General features: G+C 71.3%; 20 protein-coding genes and 2 pseudogenes. 8 read left to right on the forward strand and 14 right to left on the reverse strand.

The window, feature by feature from the left end; all coding sequences use genetic code 11:
• Positions 1-31 precede the first annotated feature (31 nt).
• The gene (locus tag H4N64_RS29830; RefSeq protein ID WP_186285543.1) at positions 32-1,297 is read left to right on the forward strand and encodes a streptophobe family protein; all 1,266 of its coding nucleotides are present in this window, start codon (positions 32-34) and stop codon (positions 1,295-1,297) included.
• On the opposite strand, the gene H4N64_RS29835 is transcribed toward H4N64_RS29830, so the two are convergent.
• Genes H4N64_RS29835 through H4N64_RS29850 form a run of 4 tightly spaced genes read right to left on the reverse strand, consistent with a single transcriptional unit; the run spans position 1,294 to position 5,630 of the window.
• A complete protein-coding gene (locus H4N64_RS29835; protein ID WP_186285544.1) occupies positions 1,294-2,289 on the reverse strand; it encodes a serine/threonine-protein kinase in 996 nt (331 codons plus the stop codon). The two genes, H4N64_RS29830 and H4N64_RS29835, sit on opposite strands and share 4 nt — an antisense overlap.
• Positions 2,279-2,824: an SH3 domain-containing protein gene (locus H4N64_RS29840; protein WP_186285545.1), complete on the reverse strand. Its 546-nt coding sequence runs from the start codon at positions 2,822-2,824 to the stop codon at positions 2,279-2,281. The genes H4N64_RS29835 and H4N64_RS29840 overlap by 11 nt, the downstream gene beginning before the upstream one ends.
• Before the next feature lie 9 nt (positions 2,825-2,833).
• The gene (locus H4N64_RS29845; RefSeq protein ID WP_186285546.1) at positions 2,834-5,173 is read right to left on the reverse strand and encodes an FHA domain-containing protein; all 2,340 of its coding nucleotides are present in this window, start codon (positions 5,171-5,173) and stop codon (positions 2,834-2,836) included.
• 46 nt (positions 5,174-5,219) lie between these two features.
• A complete protein-coding gene (locus tag H4N64_RS29850) occupies positions 5,220-5,630 on the reverse strand; it encodes a hypothetical protein (protein ID WP_186285547.1) in 411 nt (136 codons plus the stop codon).
• A 239-nt stretch (positions 5,631-5,869) separates the two neighbouring features.
• Here H4N64_RS29850 and H4N64_RS29855 point away from each other — a divergent pair.
• Positions 5,870-6,022, forward strand: a pseudogene (locus H4N64_RS29855) (DUF1905 domain-containing protein); the annotation flags it as partial.
• A gap of 5 nt (positions 6,023-6,027) precedes the next feature.
• Here the strand turns inward: H4N64_RS29855 and H4N64_RS29860 are convergent.
• Positions 6,028-7,674, reverse strand: coding sequence for a transposase (locus H4N64_RS29860; RefSeq protein WP_222109550.1), 1,647 nt, complete (start codon positions 7,672-7,674; stop codon positions 6,028-6,030).
• A 173-nt stretch (positions 7,675-7,847) separates the two neighbouring features.
• Here H4N64_RS29860 and H4N64_RS29865 point away from each other — a divergent pair.
• Both H4N64_RS29865 and H4N64_RS29870 read left to right on the forward strand, forming a co-directional pair.
• Positions 7,848-7,985, forward strand: a pseudogene (locus tag H4N64_RS29865) (DUF1905 domain-containing protein); the annotation flags it as partial.
• A 69-nt stretch (positions 7,986-8,054) separates the two neighbouring features.
• Positions 8,055-8,531 carry a hypothetical protein gene (locus tag H4N64_RS29870; RefSeq protein ID WP_186285550.1) on the forward strand — a complete coding sequence of 159 codons (477 nt, stop codon included), beginning with the start codon at positions 8,055-8,057 and terminating at the stop codon, positions 8,529-8,531.
• A 52-nt stretch (positions 8,532-8,583) separates the two neighbouring features.
• Here H4N64_RS29870 and mgrA read toward each other — a convergent pair whose 3' ends face one another.
• On the reverse strand, positions 8,584-9,573 hold the full coding sequence (gene mgrA, locus H4N64_RS29875) for an L-glyceraldehyde 3-phosphate reductase (protein ID WP_186285551.1): 990 nt from the start codon (positions 9,571-9,573) through the stop codon (positions 8,584-8,586).
• A gap of 127 nt (positions 9,574-9,700) precedes the next feature.
• On the opposite strand from mgrA, the gene H4N64_RS29880 reads away from it, so the two are divergent.
• Positions 9,701-10,588: a LysR family transcriptional regulator gene (locus H4N64_RS29880; RefSeq protein WP_186285552.1), complete on the forward strand. Its 888-nt coding sequence runs from the start codon at positions 9,701-9,703 to the stop codon at positions 10,586-10,588.
• 27 nt (positions 10,589-10,615) lie between these two features.
• The gene (locus tag H4N64_RS29885) at positions 10,616-11,125 is read left to right on the forward strand and encodes a mycothiol transferase (RefSeq protein WP_186285553.1); all 510 of its coding nucleotides are present in this window, start codon (positions 10,616-10,618) and stop codon (positions 11,123-11,125) included.
• On the opposite strand, the gene H4N64_RS29890 is transcribed toward H4N64_RS29885, so the two are convergent.
• Complete coding sequence (locus H4N64_RS29890; protein WP_186285554.1) at positions 11,113-12,177, reverse strand: adenosine deaminase; 1,065 nt, start codon at positions 12,175-12,177, stop codon at positions 11,113-11,115. The two genes, H4N64_RS29885 and H4N64_RS29890, sit on opposite strands and share 13 nt — an antisense overlap.
• Positions 12,178-12,232: 55 nt before the next feature.
• A complete protein-coding gene (locus tag H4N64_RS29895; protein WP_186285555.1) occupies positions 12,233-12,619 on the reverse strand; it encodes a VOC family protein in 387 nt (128 codons plus the stop codon).
• Between the two features lie 155 nt (positions 12,620-12,774).
• On the opposite strand from H4N64_RS29895, the gene H4N64_RS29900 reads away from it, so the two are divergent.
• Together H4N64_RS29900 and sph are read left to right on the forward strand one after the other, a co-directional pair.
• Entirely contained in the window at positions 12,775-13,233 is a 459-nt protein-coding gene (locus H4N64_RS29900) for a pyridoxamine 5'-phosphate oxidase family protein (protein WP_186285556.1), read from the forward strand.
• A 122-nt stretch (positions 13,234-13,355) separates the two neighbouring features.
• The gene (gene sph / locus H4N64_RS29905; RefSeq protein WP_186285557.1) at positions 13,356-14,342 is read left to right on the forward strand and encodes a sphingomyelin phosphodiesterase; all 987 of its coding nucleotides are present in this window, start codon (positions 13,356-13,358) and stop codon (positions 14,340-14,342) included.
• A 30-nt stretch (positions 14,343-14,372) separates the two neighbouring features.
• On the opposite strand, the gene H4N64_RS29910 is transcribed toward sph, so the two are convergent.
• The 6 genes from H4N64_RS29910 to H4N64_RS45635 all read right to left on the reverse strand — a co-directional run bounded on the left by H4N64_RS29910 (position 14,373) and on the right by H4N64_RS45635 (position 19,444).
• Complete coding sequence (locus H4N64_RS29910) at positions 14,373-15,479, reverse strand: LLM class flavin-dependent oxidoreductase (RefSeq protein ID WP_186285558.1); 1,107 nt, start codon at positions 15,477-15,479, stop codon at positions 14,373-14,375.
• Positions 15,480-15,519: 40 nt separating this feature from the next.
• Positions 15,520-16,893 carry an NtaA/DmoA family FMN-dependent monooxygenase gene (locus H4N64_RS29915; protein ID WP_186285559.1) on the reverse strand — a complete coding sequence of 458 codons (1,374 nt, stop codon included), beginning with the start codon at positions 16,891-16,893 and terminating at the stop codon, positions 15,520-15,522.
• 15 nt (positions 16,894-16,908) lie between these two features.
• Positions 16,909-18,096, reverse strand: a complete 1,188-nt coding sequence (locus H4N64_RS29920) for an LLM class flavin-dependent oxidoreductase (protein WP_186285574.1) — start codon at positions 18,094-18,096, stop codon at positions 16,909-16,911.
• 80 nt (positions 18,097-18,176) lie between these two features.
• On the reverse strand, positions 18,177-18,284 hold the full coding sequence (locus H4N64_RS46885; RefSeq protein ID WP_418896301.1) for a putative leader peptide: 108 nt from the start codon (positions 18,282-18,284) through the stop codon (positions 18,177-18,179).
• Entirely contained in the window at positions 18,281-19,180 is a 900-nt protein-coding gene (locus H4N64_RS29925) for a glutathione S-transferase C-terminal domain-containing protein (RefSeq protein ID WP_186285560.1), read from the reverse strand. The genes H4N64_RS46885 and H4N64_RS29925 overlap by 4 nt, the downstream gene beginning before the upstream one ends.
• A gap of 141 nt (positions 19,181-19,321) precedes the next feature.
• Positions 19,322-19,444, reverse strand: a complete 123-nt coding sequence (locus H4N64_RS45635) for a putative leader peptide (RefSeq protein ID WP_260860044.1) — start codon at positions 19,442-19,444, stop codon at positions 19,322-19,324.
• Positions 19,445-19,455: the final 11 nt, after the last annotated feature.

Here is a 19,455-nt window from a genome sequence, read left to right on the forward strand (position 1 = left end):
GGGGCGCCCGGAGGCTGCCTAGCGTGGCAGGGTGAGCGCGCGCATCCCCTCCGACCAGGCAGTGGCCCGCCACGGCTGGCCGCAGGCCGTCGTCGCCGTGCTGGCCGCACTGCTCGCCATGGGGGTCGTCGCCGCGCTGGGACTGTGGGCGGCGGGGGCGACGGGACTCCCGGACAACGCGTTCCCCCGGGTCGTCGCCGCGACCGTGGTGACCGCCGTCGGCGGCACCGTCGAGATGTCCGGCGACGCCGGCGGCCTCGCCGAGTCCGCGGCCGACCTCACCGTGATCCCGCTGTCCGTCACCCTCGTCGGCGCGCTGGTGCTCGCCGCCGGTTTCCTGCGGCCGCTGCGGCGCCGGGCGGTGGCGGGTGCGCGGGAGCTGGTGGGGTGGGCCGCCCGGTTCGCCGTGCTGTGGCTGCTGGCGCTGCTCGGCCTCGCGCTGGCCGCCCGTCAGACCTTCACGATCTCCCTCGGCGACGACACGCTCGACGACCTCGGCGATCTCTTCAGCGTCACACCGAAGGTCGGCTTCCGCACCGACGTGCCGCTCACCGTGGTCTTCGGACTGCTGTGGCTGGCGGGCGTCCTGATCCTGGCCCTGCTGGTCTCCCGCGCGGCTCCCCTGCCGCCCCGGCTGCTGCGCTTCCAGGAATCGGTCCGGCCTGCCGCGTACGCCATGGTCGGGCTGCTGCTCGCCTACGTCGCGCTGGGCGTCGTCATCGGTCTGATCGTCGCGGCGACCCGCGGCCACGCGGCGGAGACCCTCGCCGTGCTCCTGCTCGGCCTGCCGAACCTGGTGTGGCTGGCGCTCACCATCGGCCTCGGCGCCACCTGGGAGGGGCGGGTCGAGGGCCCGTTCGGACTGCCGATGCCGCATGTCCTGGACGAGGTGCTGCGCGGCTCGGACACCGCGGCCCTGAACCTGAGCACGCTCGCCGAGCACGACAGCCGGGTGTGGTGGCTGGTGGCCGTCGACGCGGTACTGGTACTCGCCGCCGCGTTCGTGATGGCGGCCCGCTCCCCACGCCGGATGCGCGCCTGGCAGCACGCGGTGCACATGGCGGTGGCGCTGGCGCTGACGGTGCTGATGATCTGTCTGGTCGGCCGGATCTCGGCGCATTACGGCCTGTCGGTGCTGGGCATCGGCGACCTGGGGGGCGATCTGGGCGGGGAGCTGGTGCTGGAACCGCAGATCTGGGGGGCGCTGGGGTTCGCGTTGCTGTGGGGCCTGGTCGCGGGGTTCCTGGGCGCGCTGCTCGCCGGGCCGGTGCACAGGCGAGGCGAGGTACCCCGCTAGTACCTCCCGCCGAAGAACGGTTCAGCCCACCGAGGCGGCGCCTTGGGCCCCTCCACCCGCTCCTCGACGACCCGCACGTCCACCCGGGTCGGCGGATGGGCCCCTTCTTGCTCGCCTCGCAACGCGAGACGCAGCGCCGCGACAAAGGCAAGGCACGACTCGTACCGGTCATCAGGGCTCTTGGCCAGCGCCTTGGCGAACACCGAGTCGACCGGCGCCGGAAGGTCGGGCCGGGAAGACGTGAGCGGCGGCGGCTCGTCGTACTGGTGCGCCCACAGCAGCGCCATGTCGTCCTCCCGCTGGAAGGGCGGTCGCCCCGTCAGGCACTCATGGACGACGCAGGCGAAGCCGTACACATCGCAGCGCGCGTCGACCGGCTTGCCGGAGATCTGTTCCGGCGCGACATAGTCCAGCGTGCCGACGAACTGGCCGACGGTGGTGAACCCGGTCAGGGACAGCGATTTCTTGGTCAGCCCGAAGTCGGTCAGATAGGCGTGCTCCGGGTGATCGCTGTCGGTGCCGCGGGCGACCAGGATGTTGCCCGGCTTCACGTCCCGGTGGACCAGCCCGTGCTCGTGGGCGGCATCCAGCGCGGACGCGACCTGCGCGGCGATCCGCACGGCCGTCGCGGGCGTGAACGGGCCCTGCCGGTCCAGGAGATGGCGCAGGTCGCTGCCGGCGACGTAGCGCATGGCGATGTAGAGGAGGCCGTCCGTCTCACCCGCCTCGAAGACCGGCACGATGTGCGGGTGGTCGATCGCGGCGGCGGCCCGGGACTCATGGGTGAAGCGGCGCCGGAAGGTGTCGTTGCGGGCGAGTTCGGGGGCGAGCAGTTTCAGCGCGACCGTGCGGTCCAGGCGCAGGTCGCGGGCGCGGTAGACGACGGCCATCCCGCCGCGGCCGATCTCCTGCTCGATGCGGTACCCGGCGACCTGCCGGCCGATCAGCTCGGAGGGGCGGCCCGAGAACAGGCTCGTCTCCTCACGGGCCATCCGGGGTCACCACCTGGGTGGCGGCGTGCCCGGGATCCTCCGCGGCGGCGCGGGGCGCCTCGTCCGTGGCGAAGGTGCTCAGGCGCAGTCCGTCGGCGTAGACCCAGCGGCCGTGCTCGGCGTCGTAGAGCCACACGTGCTCGCCCTCGACGACCACGCCGATCCGCAGGCCGTGGGTGCGGTCACGGAAGGACTCGCCGTCCAGGGCGCCGGCCGCCAGGTCCTCCAGCGCGGCCCGGTAGCGGGCCAGGTGCTGTTCGGCGCGGACGAGGTGGGGGCGGGGGTCGGCGGTGCGGGCCAGGGCGGCGTCGGGGGTGGGCGGGTCCTGGGGTACGGCGACCAGATGGCGGCCGTCGACCCAGGCCGACCAGCCGTTGGCGCACAGGACGCGCCCCCAGTCACCGCGTCGTTCGAGGAGCTGCACCGGCAGCAGCGCGTCCAGGGGCACCGTGGGCCGGGCCGGGTCGGGGGCCTCCCAGGAGGGCATCCCGTGGGCGGGGACGACGTGGGTGGGCAGGAAACCGGGTGTCGCCATGGTGTGCGCCTACTTCCGCATCACGACGGGTTCTTGGCGGCGCAGCAGCCGGGAGACCACATAGCCGAAGACCACCGACAGGACGATCAGCATGCCCACGTTGAGCAGCCAGACGCCCGCCGAGTGGCGGAACAGGGGGTCGCCGGTCAGGTCGCCGGGCACGATCCGGGCCAGATCGACGGTTCCGGCCATCGCGCCGAGCGCCCAGCGCGAGGGCACCAGCCAGGCGAGCTGCTCCAGGCCCGGCACTCCGTCGAGTTTCAGCAGGGCGCCGCAGAACACCACTTGGACGACGGCGAGCAGCACCAGCAGCGGCATCGTCACCTCTTCCTTGCGCACCAGCGCGGAGACCAGCAGACCGAGCATCATCGCGGTGAAGGCCAGCAGGGCGACGGCGACGGTGATCTCGACCAGGGGCGGCATCAACACGCCTTCGCCGCCCGGGGCGTTGAGGTCCACGCCGAGCAGGGCGACCAGGGTCAGCACCACGGCCTGGAGCACGGTGACCGTGCCGAGGACCACGACCTTCGACATCAGGTACGCCGATCTGGACAGGCCGACGGCGCGTTCACGCCGGTAGATCACGCGCTCCTTGACCAGTTCACGCACGGCGTTCGCCGCTCCGGTGAGGACCGCGCCGACGCACAGGATGAGCAGCGCGTTCATCGCGGTGTCGCGGGTCAGGGAGCTGCCGGCCAGGGCGCGGGCCATGGCGCCCATCACGAACGGCAGGGCGATCATGATGGCGAGGAAGGTGCGGTCGGCGCTGAGCGCGGCCGTGTAGCGGCGGATCAGGGTGCCGAGCTGGGCGCCGCGGCTGCGGGGCCGGCGGGGCGGGGTGATGACGACCGGTCCGGAGCGGAGCAGCCGCGGCTGTGCGGTGGCGTCGGCGACGTACCGGCGGTGCAGGGGCGAGGTGGTGTAGTCACCGGCCCAGTCGCGGCCCTGGTCGCGTTCGAAGGCCTCGAAGGCCTCCGGCCAGTGCTCGAAGCCGAAGAAGGCGAGGGCGTCCTCGGGCGGCCCGTAGTAGGCGATCCGGCCGCCGGGCGCGAGGACCAGGAGGCGGTCGCAGACGTCGAGACTGAGGACGCTGTGGGTGACGACGATGACGGTTCGGCCGTCGTCCGCCAGGCCCCGCAGCGTGTGCATCACCGAGCGGTCCATACCGGGGTCGAGCCCTGAGGTCGGTTCGTCGAGGAAGAGCAGGGAGGGCTTCGTCAGCAGCTCCAGGGCCACGCTCACGCGCTTGCGCTGGCCGCCGGAGAGGCTGTGCACGGGCTGTCCCGCGCGCTGCTCAAGGCCGAGTTCGCCGATGACCTCGTCGACGCGGGCCCGGCGTTCGGCCTTGGCGGTGTCCTGCGGGAAGCGGAGTTCGGCGGCGTAGGCCAGGGCGCTGCGGACCGTGAGCTGGGAGTGCAGGATGTCGTCCTGCGGGACCAGGCCGATGCGCTGGCGCAGCTCGGCGTAGTCGCGGTAGAGGTCGCGGCCGTCGTAGACGACGGTGCCGTGGTCGGCGGGCCGCTGTCCGGTGAGGGCGTTCAGCAGGGTGGACTTTCCGGCACCGCTCGGTCCGACCACCGCGAGCAGGCACTTCGAGCCGACCGGGAAGGAGACGTCGTCGAGGAGGGTCTTGCGGCCACGGTCGACGGCGACGGTGAGGCCTTGCACCTCCAGGGAGATCTCACCGGTGTCGACGTACTCCTGGAGCTCGTCGCCGACCAGGCAGAACGCCGAGTGCCCGATGCCGATGACGTCACCGGGGAGTACGGGGGCGGCCGTGACGGTGCCGCCGTTGAGGAAGGTGCCGTTGTGGCTGCCGAGGTCGGCGATCTCGTGGCCGCCGTCGGGCAGGGCGCGCAGCTCGGCGTGGTGGCGGGAGACGACGAGGTCGTCGAGGACGAGGTCGTTGTCGGGGGCGCGGCCGATGCGGACGGTACGGGTGGGCAGCGGCCGTACGCTCGTCGGCCGCCGGAAGGTGCCGGTCAGCGCGGGCATCGAGACGGCCGAGGGGCGTTCGGGGCCGGGTTCCGGACGGCCGAGGAGGACGGCGCGGGGGCCGTCGGCGGGGTTGCCGAAGCGGATCACGGTGCCGGGGCCGACGTCCCACGCGTGGATGCGCCGGCCGTCGGTGTAGGTGCCGTTGGTGCTGCCCTCGTCCTGGAGTGTCCAGTGGTCGGTCTCGGGGTGCAGGATGGCGTGGTGCCAGGAGACGCGGGCGTCGTCGATGACGATGTCGCTGAGCGGGTCGCGTCCTACGTGGTAGTCGCGGCTCGGGGTCATCACGGTGGAGCCCGACTCGGTCTCCAGCACGAGCACGGGCGCAGTCGGTGCGAGCGGCCGCTCCGCCATGCCAGAATTCTACCGATTCGCCCACTTGTGCGCCTGGGGCGGAGGATCAGGCGACCGGTACGACCAGGGCGGGGGCGGTCCGCTGCATCCGCAGCGCGTCGATCGACTCGGCGAGCAGTTCATACTCGGTGGTGTCGTCGCAGGTGGCGATACGCACCAGCCGGCCGGCCGCCAACTGCTCGGCGACCAACTCCTGTTGAGCGGCGTCGCCGCACCAGGCGCGCAGCACCGTGGGCACGTCGGGCACGGTGTCAGCGACCGGGACGAGGGCGCTCGGCGGGAAGTGCTCGGCGTCGGGGTGCGGGTCTAATCGTTCGGCGATCCAGGAGGCACGGTCGCGCAGCCACCACAGGGCGAGGGCCAGGGTGGGTGCCCGGTAGGTACCGAGCGGTACGCCTATGCGCCGGCCGCCGCAGGTGCCGTACGCGGTGACATGGCACAGGAATTCGTCGTGCACGTCTCACTCCCCCGTGGTGCGCTCGCCTGTGGGCCGGGCCTCGCTTTCCCTGCGGCTCGAACGCTGTACGTGATGGGGTCTTCGCTCCGCGTGAAGTTCCCTCTGCTGAGTATGTTCACTACTGAAACACTGTCACCATGACTTTCCGGCCAGTCTCCTGGCATATTCACCAAGATCGATGGCCGAAACGTGACGGGATCGCGTCAAGCGCGGCATGAGCGAAGACGAGCGGAGGCACCATGAGCACCGCCGGAAAACTGGACGCGCACTTCACAGCCGTCCTGCGCAAGCGCCCCGAGAAGGGAAGCTGGACCTACGTCGTCTGGCCCGAGTCGGTCGACTTCTTCGGCACCCGCGGCCTGGTCAAAGTCCGCGGCACGATCGACGCCCACCGTTCCTAGAAACTGAGCGGGAGTGAGTCCTGTCGCCAGGACTCGTGCTCAGCCGAACGCCCCGAACGGTGTTGGGCGTTCTGGTCGACCGCGTTCGCTCCGCGTCCGGCGCCAACGGATCGTGTCCGTGGTCCGGAGATGCGGGGGCGGTTTCCCTCACGCCCTTGGGTGCCCGAGGGGGCCTGGACGGTCCGATGCCCCGCACGATCGCTCTGGTCGTGTGGGGGCGGTGCCGTCCGTCGCCGGATCGGGTGCCCAAGGGCGCGTCTGCCGATCGCGATGCTCGCGGCATCGTGACGGGTCATGGTTCGTCTGGTGCTGGTGAGGGGTTTCTGCCAGTGCTGGGCGCCCCACTTGGAGGTAAAGGCCGGATCCACGGCCACGATGGCCAGGTCCTGCTCGGCGGCCATGGAGACGAGACGGGCCCTGAGCTTGCCGGTGGGCATACCGGAGATCAGCTGCCGGAACCGCTTGCGGCGCCCGTGCTTCTCGCGGGTCTTCTCCGCGGCGAAGTCGAGGTTCTCGATGCCGATCGCGGCCACGCCACACTGCTTGGCCCAGTGCAGTAGGCGAGTGATCGCGTGCCGGACCTGGGCGTCACGGTGATCTGCGGTACCGGTCAGGTCGAAGAAAAAGCGGTGCGGGTTGCCGACGGGGTTGCCGTAACGGTCGAGTGTGTAGGCGGCGAAGTGGTCGGCGTTGGTGTCCACACCGGCCATGCCGTGGGCGCGGGCCGCGTCCAGCGGGATCGTCTTGACGACGGGGCGCTGCCAGGATGCGGTGAGGTACCAGCGGTCGCGGCCGGTGTCGTAGTGGATCCGGTAGGCGACGGCGCGGTCCGCAGTGACGCGGTCGGCCCACTCGCTGCCACGGTGCCTGAACTGCACGCGGCCGGTGAGCGCGCACCGGCCGTGCGGGCTGTTCGCGCACTCGGCCAGCGGGGCGGGCAGTTTGATGCTGATCTCGCCGTCGGGGGTGACACGGATGGTCTCGTTGCCGAACCTCTTGCCGGACTCGCCGTCCGCGGCCAGGAACCAGCGCTCGGCCTGCCACCGCTGCCGCCACGCGGCCTCGGTCATCCCGGCGGCGTCGAGGTGATGCCGGGTGTTGAGTAGCCGCTTCCCGCCGCGCACGACATGCACCCGCCCGGCCTCACGGTCCGCCCGCTCCCGCTCCAGCCGGTGCTCAAGAGCGTGCAGGCGGCGGGACTTGGCGAACCACTCCTGCCTGCTGCCATAGCCGCCCGGCGCCCGCTTGGTGCCTTTCTCCCCGACCGGCCGGGACAGCCGGTACGTGATCGTGCGCACGCCCGCTTCCAGCGACTGGATGTGCGCGAGCTGGCAGCGGCGGGCCAGCGCCCACTGGTCGTGGCTGGCCTTCGTGATCGACCCGGCCCAGCGGGAGGACGCCTCGTCCGTAAGGGTGCGCTTGCGCTCGGCCCACCGCTCACTGTCGTGGTCCGGCCCGGCCGCGCAGCGGGCCTTGAGGTCACGGGAGGCCAGTGTCCCCAGATGGTCCCCGGCCAGGCGCAGGACCTTCTCGTCCTCGGCGGTCAGGGCCTTGAGCCGGTCACGGACCGCAACACCCGCCGGGCCGGGCACCACGAACGCTGCCGCCACCTCCCGCAGCCCGCCCACCCCGGCACCCCCCATCTCATTTCCGCGAGCCGAAGATCCTTCCATCACATCCAACGACCGCCACATGCCAAGGACACGCACTCGATGGACGCATACCTGTTTCCCTTCACGGGTCACGAGTCCCGTGACCGAGACGCTCACCCATACACGCCAGAACACACTCATACTCAGTCAACAGGCAAGCTCCCAACCCCTTCCGCAGCTCCTTCATGGCCCTCGGCGACGGCACCCACATGCTGCCGGTGAAGGCGGAGGTGCGGCGGGCGATCGGCAAGGAGGAGGGAGACACGGTGACCGTACGGCTGGAGGAGCGGCTCAGCTCGTAGGCCCGATGTCAGTGGGCTTCTCTAGGGTGGCGTCGATCTTGTGGATGGCACACCGGGAGGAGCAGAGCCATGGGCGCGAGCGGCTGGGAGTACGTGACCCCGTTCAAGGGCACCGTCGAGGCGTCTCTGGAGGCCCTGCACGCGCAGGTCTTCGAGGAGATGTACGGCGACGGCGAGAGCTACCGGGACCTCGACGAGCTCTGGGACGACGAGGAGTTCATGGGTGAGGAGGGCACCCACTCGATCCTCGACATCGATCGCGTCGTCCACACCACCGCCGCCCCCTCGGACCGCGACATCGCGGACTACGGGACCTTGCGCCCCTTGGCGCCGGAGCGCGTCAGGCACCACTTCGGGACCGATCGCCCTGCCCCGGCGCAGTTCGAGCAGATACTCACCGAGTCCTACGCGAGCTTGAGGCTGCCTCCCGACCGCACCGAGACGATCCTCGACGAGTGCCGCATGCGGTGGACCGGCCTGTATGTCCTGCTGTACACCGGCGACGAGCCCACCCACGTGGGGATCTTCGGCTACTCCGGCGACTGACACCGACGGTGCCCGTGGCAGCCGACCGCCACCGGGCACCGTCGCATCAGGCTCAGGCCTTGGCGATCTCGTCGATGCGGGCCAGCTCCTCCGCGTCGAAGTCCAGGTTGGCGACCGCCGCCACGCTGTCCTCCAGCTGCTGCGGGCTGCTTGCGCCGACCAGGGCCGAGGTCACCCGGTCGCCGCGCAGGACCCAGGCCAGCGCCATCTGGGCCAGGGTCTGGCCGCGGCCCTTGGCGATATCGGCGAGAGTGCGCAGCCGGGCGACCAGGTCCTCGGTGAGCGCTTCGGAGTTCAGGAACGGGCTGTCGCTCGCGGCCCGGGAGTCCTCCGGGATGCCGTGCAGGTAGCGGCCCGTCAACAGGCCCTGCTCCAGCGGGGAGTAGGCGATGGAACCGACCTGGAGCTCGTCGAGGGCGTCGAGGAGACCCTCCTCCGGGCGACGGTCGAGCATGGAGTAGCGCGGCTGGTGGATCAGGAGCGGCGTGCCCAGCTCGCCGAGGATGCGCGCGGCCTCCCGGGTCTGCTCCGGGGAGTAGTTGGAGACGCCGACGTAGAGCGCCTTGCCCTGCTGGACGGCCGAGTGCAGCGCGCCCATCGTCTCCGCCAGCGGAGTCTCCGGGTCCGGGCGGTGCGAGTAGAAGATGTCGACGTAGTCCAGGCCCATCCGCGTCAGGCTCTGGTCCAGCGAGGACAGCAGGTACTTGCGGGAGCCCCACTCGCCGTAGGGGCCGGGCCACATCAGGTATCCGGCCTTGGTGGAGATGACCAGTTGGTCGCGGTAGGGCGCGAAGTCCGCCTTCAGCGCCTCGCCGAGCGCCGACTCGGCGGACCCGGGCGGCGGGCCGTAGTTGTTCGCCAGGTCGAAGTGCGTGACGCCGAGGTCGAAGGCGCGGCGCAGGATGGCCCGCTGGGTCTCGACCGGGCGGTCCGGGCCGAAGTTGTGCCACAGACCGAGGGACAGGGCGGGGAGCTTGAGGCCGCTGCGTCCGGTGCGCCGGTAGGGCATGTGCGCATAGCGGTCGGGGTGTGCGGTGTACAACGCGACTCCAGAGGGGTGGACACGGTGGAACCAGGTTCCCTGAAAACCGGTGTCCACTCTTTCGTGACCTGTGGGCATCGGTCCAACAGAAGAATCCGATGGAATTCAGCGGATACGCTTCTCAGTCATGGAACTGCGCCATCTCCAGCACTTCGTCGCGGTCGCCGAGGACCAGCATTTCACCCGGGCCGCCGAGCGGCTCATGGTCTCCCAGTCGGGGCTCTCCGCCTCGATCCGCTCGCTGGAACGGGAACTCCAGACCCCGCTGTTCGTCCGTACGACCCGCAGCGTGACGCTCACCCCGGCCGGGCGGGCGCTGCTCGGCGAGGCGGAGCGGATCCTGGCGCAGGTGCGCTCGGCCCATGAGGCGGTGGCCGCGGTGCAGGGCGTGCTGCGCGGGATGCTGGCCCTGGGGTCCGAGCAGTGCATCGCCGGGGTGCATGTGGCGGGCCTGCTCGCCGCGTTCCGGCGGCGCCATCCGGACGTGGAGATCTGTCTGCGCCAGGCCGGCTCGGGGGCGCTGGCGGAGGAGGTCGCGGCCGGCCGCCTGGACCTGGCCTTCGCCGTGCGTACGGCGCAGCAGGACACCGACCAGCTGCGGGCCGTACCGCTGACCAGTGAGCCCATGACCGTGCTGTGCCACCCGAGCCATCGGCTCGCGGCCGCCGGAGCCGCGGTCACCCCGGAGGAGCTGGGCGGTGAGGTGTTCGTCGACTTCCACCCGGACTGGGGACCGCGCCGCACCACCGACGCCGCGTTCGCCGCCGCGGGCGTACGGCGGGCGGTCGCCCTGGAGGTCAACGACGTGCACAGCCTTCTGGACCTGGTGGACGAGAACCTCGGCATCGCCGTCGTACCGCGCCACTTCCGGCACAAGCGGGAGTCACTGACCGCACTGCCCGTGAAGGGCACCGGCGAGCGGGTGTACGAGACGGTCGCCCTGCTGCCGCCCCCTCAGGCCACGAGCCCGGCGGCGCGGGCGCTGATGGAGCTGCTGGAAACAGAAGGCGCGTGACCGACGACTTTGCGCGATGGTGGAGCCATGCATGCCAAGGACATCCTCATCGACGGTTTCAGCCGCATCCAGGAAGAAGTCCACGCCACCGTCGAGGGCCTCGGCCCCGACGACCTGCACGTCCGGCCAGGACCGGACGCCAACTCCATCGCCTGGCTCGTCTGGCATCTCACCCGGGTCCAGGACGACCACATCGCCGACGCCTTCGGGTTCGACCAGGTGTGGATCGCCCAGGGCTTCCAGAAGACCTTCGGACTCGACCTGCCCCGCCACGACACCGGGTACGGACACACCGCCGCGAAGGTCGCCAAGGTCCGGGTCGACTCCGGCGACCTGCTGACCGGGTACTACGACGCCGTCCACGCCCAGACCCTGGGGGCGCTGCGGGAACTGGCCGCCAAGGATCTGGAGCGCATCGTCGACGAGCGCTGGGAGCCGCCGGTCAGCCTGGGCGTACGGCTGGTCAGCGTCCTGTCCGACGATCTCCAGCACATCGGACAGGCCGCCTACGTCCGCGGGCTGCTTCAGAGCGCGTAGCCCGGCAGGACGACGTCCTCGATGAGGGCCTTGCGCTCGTCGAACGGGATGAACGCGCTCTTCACGGCGTTCACCGTGACCGTGCGCAGGTCCTCGACCGTCCAGCCGGCCTGCTCGACCAGCAGGGACATCTCGCGGGTCATCGTCGTGCCCGACACCAGACGGTTGTCGGTGTTGAGGGTGACGCGGAAACCGAGGTCCTTCAGGGCGGTGATGGGGTGCTCGGCTATGGACGTGGCGGCGCCGGTCTGGAGGTTGGAGGTCGGGCACATCTCCAGCGCGACACGGCGGTCGCGGACCCAGCCGGCCAGGCGGCCGAGCTTGCCGTCGACGATGTCGTCGGTGATGCGCACGCCGTGTCCGATGCGCTGGGCGCCGCAGATCTGGAGCGCCTGGTGGATGCTGGACAGGCCGTCGGCCTCACCGGCGTGGATGGTGAACGGCACGCTCTCGCGGCGCAGGTACTCGAAGGCGTCGAGGTGGTCGGCGGCGGGGAAGCCGGCCTCGGCACCGGCGATGTCGAAGCCGACGACACCGGCGTCCCGGAAGGCGACGGCCAGGTCCGCGGCCTCGCGCACCCGGTCGAACATGCGCATGCCGCACAGCAGGGTGCCGACGCGGACCGGGGTGCCGGCCGCGGCCGCCTTCGCCATGCCGGCCGCCAGGCCCTCCTGGACGGTCTCGACGACCTCGGCGAGCGTGAGCCCGCCGTTGGTGTTCAGCTCGGGGGCGTAACGGACCTCGGCGTAGACGACACCGTCCGCCGCCAGGTCGAGGACGTACTCCTCGGCGGTGCGCAGCAGGCCCTCGCGGGTCTGCATCACCGCGAGGGTGTGCTCGAAGGTGGCGATATAGCGGACCAGGTCACCGGAGTTCGCGGCCTCGAAGTACCAGGCGGCGAGCTCGTCCGGGTCGGTGGTCGGCAGGGTGTGGCCGACGGACTCGGCGAGCTCCACGACGGTGGCGGGGCGCAGGCCGCCGTCGAGGTGGTCGTGCAGGACGGCCTTGGGGAGGCGACGGATCACATCGGCATCTACGCGCGTAGCGGTCATGGCAGGTCTTTCCTTGAGCAGGGTGGTTCGAAGCGGCGGAAGGAGGGGCGGTGGGTCAGCCGGCGGGCTGGAGCAGATCCCAGCGGTTGCCGTACAGGTCCTGGAAGACGGCGACCGAGCCGTAGGGCTCGTGGCGCGGCTCCTCCAGGAAGGTCACGCCCGCGGCGAGCATCCGGGCGTGGTCGCGGGCGAAGTCGTCGGTGTGCAGGAAGAAACCGACGCGCCCCCCGGTCTGGTCGCCGACCCGGGCGGCCTGGGCATCACCCTTGGCGCGGGCGAGCAGCAGCCCGGTGCCCTGGTCGCCGGGCTCCACGACGACCCAGCGGGAGCCGTCCGGGCGCGGGGCATCCTCGACGAGCCGGAACCCGAGGGCCTCGGTGTAGAAGCGGATCGCCTCGTCGTAGTCGTCGACGACGAGGGTGACCAGGGCGATGCGTCTCATCGGTGCCTTTCGGGACGTGCGATTGACGGGAGAGGTTATACGTAAAACTCACCTCTGCGCCAGTCCGCGGCGAACGGGACCACGGAAGGCTCGTTCTCCGGCCCTAGGGCCATGGCCCGAGGCGCCCCGGCGCGGCGATCGGTAGCGTCCCCGGCATGACGATCACCGACCCACCCCGCACACCCGACCAGCGCAGACGTGACGTCCTGAACCGGCTGGAGCGGGAGATCGACATCTGGGTCGCCACGGCGGACGCCGAGGGCGCGCCGTGTCTGGTGGCGCTCTGGTTCGTCTGGGACGGCGAGGCGCTGTGGCTGTCGACCCGGCCCACCAATCCGACGGGCCGCAATCTGCGCGACGGCGGGCGCACCCGGCTGGCCTTCGGGGACACACGGAACGTCGTACTGATCGACGGTGAGACGGAGATGTTCACGGCCGAAGGGGTGCCGGCCCCGGCGGCGGAGGCGTTCCTGGCCAAGACCGGGTGGGACCCGCGCGCGGAGCATGCGTCGTACGCCTTCTTCCGGGTGCGCCCGCTGGCGGTGCAGGCCTGGCACGAGCAGCGCGAGCTGCCGCAGCGGCACCTCATGCGGGACGGGGTCTGGCTTGTCTAGACAGGTTCGACGCATATACCGCCGGGGGCCATCCGATTCCCCCAAAGGTGTTACCTGGGAGTAATCCCTGATGGTTTGATGTGCGGCGCCACTCAAGGGCCCTTCCATCACAGGGAGAACCGGTGACGCTTTCCGCACAGCGCCGTGCACAGGGATCGGCCGTGCTCGCCCTCTCGCTCGCCGTCGCGGGCCTCGCCGGTACGACACCCAGCGCGTCGGCCGCCGACCAGACGCCCGCGCTGAAGGTGTTGTCTTACAACGTGTTCCTGTTCAGCAAGAGCCTTTACCCGAACTGGGGTCAGGACCACAGGGCCGCGGAGATCGTGAAGACGTCGTTCTTCCAGGGCAACGACGTGGTGGTGCTCCAGGAGGCGTTCGACAACTCCTCCTCGGACGCGCTGAAGTCGTCCGCGGCGGGCGCCTATCCGTACCAGACGCCCGTGGTCGGCCGGAGCAAGACCGGCTGGGACGCGACGGGCGGCGCGTACTCGGCGACGACGCCGGAGGACGGCGGGGTCACGATCCTCAGCAAGTGGCCGATCGTGCGCAAGGAGCAGTACGTCTACAAGGACGCCTGCGGCGCGGACTGGTGGTCCAACAAGGGCTTCGCGTACGTCGTGCTGAACGTGAACGGCACCGAGGTGCACGTCGTCGGCACGCACGCCCAGTCCACCGACCCGGGGTGCGACGCCGGTGAGGCCGCCGCGATGCGCAGCCGCCAGTTCAAGGCGATCGACGCGTTCCTGGACGCCAAGAACATCCCGGCCGGTGAGCAGGTGCTGGTCGCGGGCGACCTGAACGTCGACTCGCGCACCGCGGAGTACGGCACGATGCTCGCCGACGCCGCTCTCGTCGGCGCCGACGCGCGCACCGGGCACCCGTACTCCTTCGACACGCAGGACAACTCCATCGCGCGCGACCGCTACCCGGACGACCCGCGCGAGGACCTGGACTACGTCCTGCACCGCGCGGGCCACGCCCGTCCGGCCGTGTGGAAGAACGACGTCGTCAAGGAGCAGAGCGCGCCCTGGACGGTGTCGAGCTGGGGCACCGACTACACGTACACCAACCTGTCGGACCACTACCCGGTGACCGGCTCGGCGGGCTGATCGACCGGCTTGCGCCAGGGTGGGCACGGTTCAGCGCCGTGCCCACTCCTCGGCCAGCAGACGGTACGACCGCACCCGGTCCGCGTGTTCGTGGGTCATCGTGGTGATGAGCAACTCGTCGGCCCCGGTGGCCTCCTGGAGCTGTTGGAGCTGGTCGGCGACCTTTCCCGGCGAGCCCACGAACTGGGTGTCGACGCGGTCCTGGACGAGCGCACGGTCCGCGTCGGTCCAGTCGTGGGCGCGGGCCTCCTTGAGCGTCGGGTACTCGATCGCGCCCTCGGCCGTACGGATGCTGCGCACCCACAGGCCGTAGCCCTCGGCGAGTTCACGGGCCGTCTCGTCGTCCTCGGCGACGACGACGTCCGCCGAGACGCTCACATACGGGGTGTCGAGCACCTCCGACGGCCGGAAGAAGGCCCGGTAGCCGTCCACGGCTTCGAGGACGGTCGCGGGACTGACGTGGTAGTTCGCGGCGAAGCGCAGACCCCGGTCGCCGGCCACCTCGGCGCTCTGCCCGCCGCTGCTGCCCAGGATCCACACCTCGACGTCCGCGCCCTCGCCCGGCACGGCATGCGCCTCGATGCCCTCCGGGGAGCGGTAGGTGCCGGCGAGCAGGGCCAGCACGTCGTCCATCTGCTCGGCGTAGTCCTGGGACTCGGCGTTCGGCAGCATCAGCAGCTTGCGCTGGAGGGCGATCCTCGGGGAGCCGAGCAGGTGGTCGGGGTTGAAGCGGGGCGGGATGAGCAGGCCGTTCGAAGGCGCGCGGGGCGGGGATTGTGCCGGTTGTCCCGGTGGGCGTCCGCCGGAGCGGCCGAGGCCGAGGTCGAGGCGGCCGGGGTGCAGCGCGTCGATCAGACCGAACTCCTCGACCGTGGACAGGGCGGTGCGGTGGCCGAGTTGGACGGCGCCGGAGCCGAGGCGGATGGCGGAGGTGGCGGAGGCCGTCAGCGCCAGGACGACCGCGGGGGACGTACCGGCCACTCCGGGGTTGAGATGGTGTTCGGCGAACCAGTAGCGGGCGTAGCCGAGGCGTTCGGCGTGTCGGGCGAGGTCGACGGAGTTGCGCAGGGCCTCGGCCGGGGTGGCGCCGGACGGGATCGGCACCAGGTCCAGGACGCCGAGGGGGATGGCTGACACGGGTGGACTCCTCAGAGGTCGGCGGGCGGGTTCGGGGGCGTCACGAGGCGACCCGTGCGGTGTGCGCCCGGTCCGGGTGGGTGAGGCCCAGGTGGTGGCGCAAGGTGGGGCCCTCGTACTCGGTGCGGAAGACGCCCTGTTCCTGGAGGAGGGGGACGACCCGGTCGGCGAAGTCGTCGAGGCCGCCGGGGGTGAGGTGCGGGACGAGGATGAAGCCGTCGCCGGCGTCCTCCTGGACGAGGTCGTTGATGGTGCGCGCGATGGTCTGCGGCGAGCCGATGAAGTTCTGGCGGTTGCCGGTCTCGATGACCAGGTCGCGGATCGACCAGTTGTTGGCGGCTGCCAGCTCGCGCCACTCGCGGGCGGTGGCGAACGGGTCGCGGTACATGCGCACTTGGGCCCGGCCGCGGGCGACGGTGTGCTCGCCCGGCAGCGGGTCGATGTCGGGCAGCGGGCCGTCGGGGTCGTAGGCGGACAGGTCCCGGTTCCAGACCCATTCCAGGTGCTTGAGGGCGGTGGCTCCGCTGACCTGCTTGCGGCGCACCTCCTTGGCGAGCTCACGCGCCTCGGCGTCGGTGTCGGCGAGCACGAAGGTGGCGGCGGGCAGGATGAGGAGTTCGTCCCGGCGGCGGCCGTAGCGGGCCAGGCGGTTCTTGACGTCGGCGTAGAAGGCCTGGCCCTCGGTGCGGGTGGCGTACCGGCTGAAGATCGCGTCGGCGCTGGACGCGGCGAACTCGCGGCCCTCGTCGGAGTCGCCGGCCTGGAAGATGACGGGGCGGCCCTGCGGGGAGCGTGGGACGTTGAACCGGCCGTGGATGTCGAAGTGTTGGCCGCTGTGCACGAAGGAGCCGGCCTTGGCGTCGCGCAGGAAGACGCCGGCGGCCTGGTCCGCGACGATCTCGTCGCCGTCCCAGGAGTCGAAGAGTTCGTTCACCGTGGCCAGGAACTCCTCGGCGCGGGAGTAGCGCTCCTCCTGCGGCAGAAAGCCGCCGCGGCGGAAGTTCTCGCCGGTGAAGGCGTCCCAGGAGGTCACGACGTTCCAGGCCGAGCGTCCGCCGGAGAGATGGTCGAGGCCGGCGAACTGTCGGGCCACCTCGTAGGGCTCGTTGAAGGTGGAGTTGATGGTGCCGGTCAGGCCGAGGTGCTCGGTGACGGCGGCGAGCGCGGCCAGGACGGTGAAGGTGTCGGGGCGGCCGACGACGTCCAAGTCGTATATCCGCCCGCCCTGTTCGCGCAGTCGGAGGCCCTCGGCGAGGAACAGGAAGTCGAACTCGGCGCGTTCGGCGGTGCGTGCGAAGTGGGCGAAGGAGCTGAACTCGATATGGCTTCCGGCTGCGGGGTCGCTCCACACGGTGGTGTTGTTCACGCCGGGGAAGTGCGCGGCCAGGTGGATCTGCTTCAGGGGCTTGGGCATCGGGATCCCTCCGGCTCAGGCGGCGTAGCGGTTGGCGGGGCGGGGCAGACCCAGCAGGCCGCGCAGGGTGTCGGCCTCGTAGGCGCGACGGAAGGCGGCGCGGCGCTGGAGCTCGGGGACCAGGCGCCGGGTGATCTGCGGCAGGTCGTGCCCGAGTACGGCGGGCCTGAGCCGGAAGCCGGTGAGTCCAGCTTGCTGCAACTCCTGCAGCAGGTCGGCGAGTTGGGATGGTGTGCCGGTGAAGGTGCGGGCGTCGCCGGCGTAGGGCTGTCCCGCGAGGGTGTCGAGGCGGTCCCGGCGGGCCGTGGCCGTACCGGGGTCGTCGTCGAGGAAGACCACCAGCTCGCCGAAGACGTGCAGGGGCTGGTCGGCGCGGCCTGCCGCCGTCTGCTCGGCGCGGATCTCCGCGACGATCGCGCGGGCCTCGTCGACGTCGTGCGGGGTGACATAGCCGATGTCCGCCTGCCGGGCCACCAGCCGGTACGGCACCGTCTGGTGGGCCAGGGCGGTGACGATCGGCTGGCCCTGGGGCGGGCGCGGGGTGATGGAGGGGCCCTTGACGCTGAAGTGCCGGCCTTGGAAGTCGATGTAGTGCAGTTTGTTGCGGTCGATGAAGCGCCCGGTGGCGGCGTCACGGATCTCGGCGTCGTCCTCCCAGCTGTCCCAGAGCCTGCGCACGACCTCCATGTGATCGGCGGCCTCGGCGAACAGCTCGGTCACCACGGGACTGTCGTAGGACTCGATGGGCGGGACGGTACGGCGGCCGAAGTGCGCGGCCTCGTTCGGGCGGGCGGTGATCTGCACGCGCAGGCCCGCTCGGCCGGTGCTGACGTGGTCGAGGGTGGCGATGGCCTTGGAGATGTGGAACGGCTCCGTGTGGGTGGCCACCACTGTCGGGACCAGGCCTATGCGGCCGGTGAGCGGGGCGATTCTGGCGGCGACGAGAACGGCGTCGAGGCGGCCGCGGACCTGGTCGGTGCGCTCGTCGGGGTCGAGGAAGTGCGAGGACTGGAGGCCCAGGCCGTCCTCGAAGGTCACGAAGTCGAGCAGGCCGCGTTCGGCCTCGGCGACCAGATCGGCCCAGTATCCGGCGGTGAACAGGTCCCGGGGGCGGGCCACGGGCTCACGCCAGGAGGCGGGGTGCCAGCCGGTTCCGTCGAGGGCGACGGCAAGGTGCAGCAGAGCATGGGGTGTCGAGGACACGAAGGGGTGCGCCTTCCTGAAGATCCGTACGAGATCACCGGCCCGCGCGTCGGTCGGGGGCACGGCGGTTGGGGGACGGGTCAGGAACAACAGAGCGCGCCGGCCACGCGCTTCAGGTCGATGTGGGGCCGGGAGTGGAGGTGCACGGCACGGAACCTGCGGGGCACGTCTGAGGGGGATTCCTTCACAGCTGGTTGATCTGTGGCCGGTTGGCCGGGGCGCCGTCCGCGTGGGCGGCCCAGTCCAGGATCTGGACGGCCGCTCCCGCCGCTTCGAGGCCCTGGCAGCGGGCGTGGTGGCGACGGGCGATCCCGTCCAGGTCGAGGTGGGTGCCGAAGGCCGGGTGGGAGGCGAGGCGGCGGGCGTAGGCCCACAGGGTGGGGTGCCCGGCGATGTGCTGCACCGCGGCGGCGTCCAGGTGGTGGCGGTGCACCGTGTCGAGCTGGACCAGGGTGACCCACAACTCGACGTCCGCGGCGGTGAGGTGATCGCGGATCATGTACTCACGTCCGGCGAGCCACCGCTCCAGCGCGTCCAGGGTCTCCGTCAACTCCTCGGCTGCGGCGGCGCGTTCCTCCTCCTCGCCCCCACCGGCCGACCCGACGTGCTGCGCGGCACTCTCGATGCCCGCCGCGCACATCTGCGCGACGGCGTCGATCTCCGACTCCGCGTCGCAGGGGTACAGCTGCGGGCGGTCGCCGCGGAAGTGCCGGGCCAGGTCACGCGCGATGTCGGGGGCGTGGGTGCTGACGATGCGCCCGGACCAGTCGTCGCTGAGGACCGGGCCGAGGGCGGGTCCGGGGTAGCGGTGGGCGCTGGCGTCGTAGAGCGGGCGCAGCGCGGTGTGCCCTCCGTCGGGACAGTCGGGGACGGCGGGCAGGTAGACCGCCGGACAGATGTCGTCGAGGCCGAGCAGGCTGTGGGTGACGGCGACACGGAGGCCGTCGGGGCAGGCGGTCGACAGGTGGAGCCGGTAACGGCGCGGAACGGCGTAGTGGCCGCTGCGCGCGTCCCGGCCGATGCGGCCGTGGAACGCGGCGGTGTGCTGCGCGGGCGGGTGGCCGGCCAGCAGTGTGACGGACATGACTCTCCCCGGGGCAGGAGCGCAGGGTTGTGCGCGGCGGAAGCGACGGCTTGCAGGGGGGCGGGCCGATCCGGGCGCGTCGACAGGACGGTGTGCGTGGTCGACGCCGGTCGGGTGCGGGCGCGCGGTGGCGGGGCCCGGTTACCCGAGGGGACCGATCGCGCTGCACACGCGCAGCAGATCGATGTGACGGCGGGAGGTCAGCAGGGGCGACGGCACGGACGTACGGCTCACTCGGCTGGTGACCGGCTCATCGCGCTCCATGATTCCCTACC

It is taken from the genome of Streptomyces cupreus (assembly GCF_014257025.1).
Classification (GTDB): domain Bacteria; phylum Actinomycetota; class Actinomycetes; order Streptomycetales; family Streptomycetaceae; genus Streptomyces; species Streptomyces cupreus.

Coding starts and splice junctions, on each gene's coding strand:
- H4N64_RS29860 (WP_222109550.1), bottom strand. CDS start 7,674: ATGGGGGGTGCCGGGGTGGGCGGGCTGCGGGAGGTGGCGGCAGCGTTC.
- H4N64_RS29885 (WP_186285553.1), top strand. CDS start 10,616: ATGCATGCCAAGGACATCCTCATCGACGGTTTCAGCCGCATCCAGGAA.
- H4N64_RS29890 (WP_186285554.1), bottom strand. CDS start 12,177: ATGACCGCTACGCGCGTAGATGCCGATGTGATCCGTCGCCTCCCCAAG.
- H4N64_RS29840 (WP_186285545.1), bottom strand. CDS start 2,824: ATGGCGACACCCGGTTTCCTGCCCACCCACGTCGTCCCCGCCCACGGG.
- H4N64_RS45635 (WP_260860044.1), bottom strand. CDS start 19,444: ATGGAGCGCGATGAGCCGGTCACCAGCCGAGTGAGCCGTACGTCCGTG.
- H4N64_RS29895 (WP_186285555.1), bottom strand. CDS start 12,619: ATGAGACGCATCGCCCTGGTCACCCTCGTCGTCGACGACTACGACGAG.
- H4N64_RS29925 (WP_186285560.1), bottom strand. CDS start 19,180: ATGTCCGTCACACTGCTGGCCGGCCACCCGCCCGCGCAGCACACCGCC.
- H4N64_RS29915 (WP_186285559.1), bottom strand. CDS start 16,893: ATGCCCAAGCCCCTGAAGCAGATCCACCTGGCCGCGCACTTCCCCGGC.
- H4N64_RS29845 (WP_186285546.1), bottom strand. CDS start 5,173: ATGGCGGAGCGGCCGCTCGCACCGACTGCGCCCGTGCTCGTGCTGGAG.
- H4N64_RS29835 (WP_186285544.1), bottom strand. CDS start 2,289: ATGGCCCGTGAGGAGACGAGCCTGTTCTCGGGCCGCCCCTCCGAGCTG.
- H4N64_RS29870 (WP_186285550.1), top strand. CDS start 8,055: ATGGGCGCGAGCGGCTGGGAGTACGTGACCCCGTTCAAGGGCACCGTC.
- H4N64_RS29880 (WP_186285552.1), top strand. CDS start 9,701: ATGGAACTGCGCCATCTCCAGCACTTCGTCGCGGTCGCCGAGGACCAG.
- H4N64_RS29900 (WP_186285556.1), top strand. CDS start 12,775: ATGACGATCACCGACCCACCCCGCACACCCGACCAGCGCAGACGTGAC.